The organism is Nodosilinea sp. P-1105 (assembly GCF_012911975.1).
In the GTDB taxonomy this organism is placed as follows: Bacteria; Cyanobacteriota; Cyanobacteriia; order Phormidesmidales; family Phormidesmidaceae; genus Nodosilinea.
On sequence record NZ_SMDQ01000126.1, the window covers coordinates 2,501 to 5,349 of the forward strand.

A 2,849-nucleotide genomic window follows, 5' to 3' on the forward strand; every position below is an offset into this window, starting at 1 on the left:
AAGTCGCCGGCTCATTCTTCAACAGGCACGCTATCACCCGTTTAATCGGGCTCTAACTGCTTGTAGGCTCACGGTTTCATGTTCTATTTCACTCCCCTCCCGGGGTTCTTTTCACCTTTCCCTCGCGGTACTGGTTCACTATCGGTCACGCAGGAGTATTTAGCCTTTCGAGGTGGTCCTCGATGATTCACACGGGATTTCTCGGGCCCCGTGCTACTCGGGATTCAGCTAGTATCCTTAAGCTTTCGACTACAGGACTCTCACCTTCTCTGGTGCATCTCTCAAATGCTTCGTCTAACCGCTGGATTCCATCTCGCTGTCCCACAACCCCAATGGTAAATACCACTGGTTTAGGCTCTTCCCAGTTCGCTCGCCGCTACTTTGGGAATCGATCTTTCTTTCTCTTCCTCCGGCTACTAAGATGTTTCAGTTCGCCGGGTTCGCTCGCACCACCCTATGGATTCAGGTGGCCGTATGTAGGGTTGCCCCATTCGGAAATCTTCGGATCATCGCTTGCTTCCAGCTCCCCGAAGCGTATCGTCGGTAACCACGTCCTTCTTCGCCTCTGCGTGCCTAGGTATCCACCGTGAGCCCGTTATAGCTTGACCTCGCTTAACTAACTCAATAGCTCTCACTACCTCATTAATCAAACGCGCTCTTTCGCTCTCGAACTCTGAATGTTCTGTGTGTACTACCTATACACTTCTCTTACTATGCAGTTTTCAAGGTGCTCGCTGAGATCCCTCTCAGCAGACTATCAGCTAGCTCTCACTAACTCATACCGTGCTGAAATCTATCTCTTCTTGGTGGAGGTAAGCGGACTCGAACCGCTGACATCCTGCTTGCAAAGCAGGCGCTCTACCAGCTGAGCTATACCCCCACGCAAGTGGGCCATCCTGGACTCGAACCAGGGACCTCACCCTTATCAGGGGTGCGCTCTAACCACCTGAGCTAATAGCCCCAGTTAATACAAAATTAACCTCGACATAGTCTAGAAACTACTTCCAAAGCCCTGACCGACCTAGAGTGACCACTCAATTCTCCTAATAACTATCGTTCGGAGTAATCAAGGGTAGGTCTCCCTAAAAGGAGGTGATCCAGCCACACCTTCCGGTACGGCTACCTTGTTACGACTTCACCCCAGTCATCAGCCCTGCCTTCGGCGCCCTCCTCCTCCGAAAAGGTTAGAGTAACGACTTCGGGCGTGGCCAACTCCCATGGTGTGACGGGCGGTGTGTACAAGGCCCGGGAACGTATTCACCGCAGTATGCTGACCTGCGATTACTAGCGATTCCGCCTTCATGCAGGCGAGTTGCAGCCTGCAATCTGAACTGTGCCTCGGTTTATGGGATTTGCTTACGCTCGCACGCTCGCTGCCCTCTGTCCGAAGCATTGTAGGACGTGTGTAGCCCAAGACGTAAGGGGCATGATGACTTGACGTCGTCCCCACCTTCCTCCGTGTTGTCCACGGCAGTCTCCCTAGAGTGCCCAACTTAATGATGGCAACTAAGAACGAGGGTTGCGCTCGTTGCGGGACTTAACCCAACATCTCACGACACGAGCTGACGACAGCCATGCACCACCTGTGTTCCAGCTCCCGAAGGCACCCCCCACTTTCATGAGGGTCCTGGACATGTCAAGCCTTGGTAAGGTTCTTCGCGTTGCATCGAATTAAACCACATCCTCCACCGCTTGTGCGGGCCCCCGTCAATTCCTTTGAGTTTCACACTTGCGTGCGTACTCCCCAGGCGGGATACTTAACGCGTTAGCTACGGTACTGAACGGGTCGATACGCCCAACACCTAGTATCCATCGTTTACAGCTAGGACTACAGGGGTATCTAATCCCTTTCGCTCCCCTAGCTTTCGTCCCTCAGCGTCAGTTGTGGCCCAGTAGAGCGCCTTCGCCACTGGTGTTCTTCCCGATATCTACGCATTTCACCGCTACACCGGGAATTCCCTCTACCCCTACCACACTCTAGCTAACCAGTTTCCATTGCCGATCCACAGTTGAGCTGTGGGCTTTAACAACAGACTTAATTAGCCGCCTGCGGACGCTTTACGCCCAATAATTCCGGATAACGCTTGCCTCCTCCGTCTTACCGCGGCTGCTGGCACGGAGTTAGCCGAGGCTTATTCCTCTGGTACCGTCAGAGCTTCTTCCCAGAGAAAAGAGGTTTACAACCCTAAGGCCTTCCTCCCTCACGCGGCGTTGCTCCGTCAGGCTTTCGCCCATTGCGGAAAATTCCCCACTGCTGCCTCCCGTAGGAGTCTGGGCCGTGTCTCAGTCCCAGTGTGGCTGATCATCCTCTTAGACCAGCTACTGATCGTCGCCTTGGTAGTCCCTTACACTACCAACTAGCTAATCAGACGCGAGTTCATCTCCAGGCCATAAATGTTTCACCTCTCGGCACATTGGGTATTAGCCACCGTTTCCAGTGGTTGTCCCCATCCTGAAGGCAGATCCTCACGCGTTACTCACCCGTCCGCCACTAAGTCCGAAAACTTCGTTCGACTTGCATGTGTTAAGCACGCCGCCAGCGTTCATCCTGAGCCAGGATCAAACTCTCCATGTTAGTCATCAACATCACAACCCAATAAGCCGCAACATCAACAACCCTGAAGGAGATTCCGTGAAATTAGAATCCCGTTAATCCCAGATACCTCAGTATCCGTTCTTTCTTTCTATCTAGACTTCCTTGACTCAACTAGCCATTCCTGATATAGTTGAACCAATTTAATCCTTGACAGGAACCTTGGCTTCGTTTCTAGACTATTCAACTGTCGAGGTCCTTACCCCCTCGGGAATCTCACACTCGGTGCGCTTCCCTCAGGCGCTTTACTAATATA

General features: G+C 52.5%; 2 tRNA genes and 2 rRNA genes (1 of these 4 cut by a window edge). All 4 read right to left on the bottom strand.

Going from position 1 to position 2,849, the window contains the following annotated elements:
• A 23S ribosomal RNA gene (locus tag E1H13_RS26040) occupies positions 1-608 on the bottom strand; it reaches 2,274 nt to the left of the window's first position.
• Between the two features lie 196 nt (positions 609-804).
• A tRNA-Ala gene (locus E1H13_RS26045) sits at positions 805-880 on the bottom strand.
• A 7-nt stretch (positions 881-887) separates the two neighbouring features.
• Positions 888-961, bottom strand: a tRNA-Ile gene (locus tag E1H13_RS26050).
• A gap of 124 nt (positions 962-1,085) precedes the next feature.
• Positions 1,086-2,575: ribosomal RNA gene (locus E1H13_RS26055) — 16S ribosomal RNA — on the bottom strand.
• Together the 16S and 23S rRNA genes with 2 tRNA genes alongside form the textbook arrangement of a ribosomal RNA operon.
• Positions 2,576-2,849: the final 274 nt, after the last annotated feature.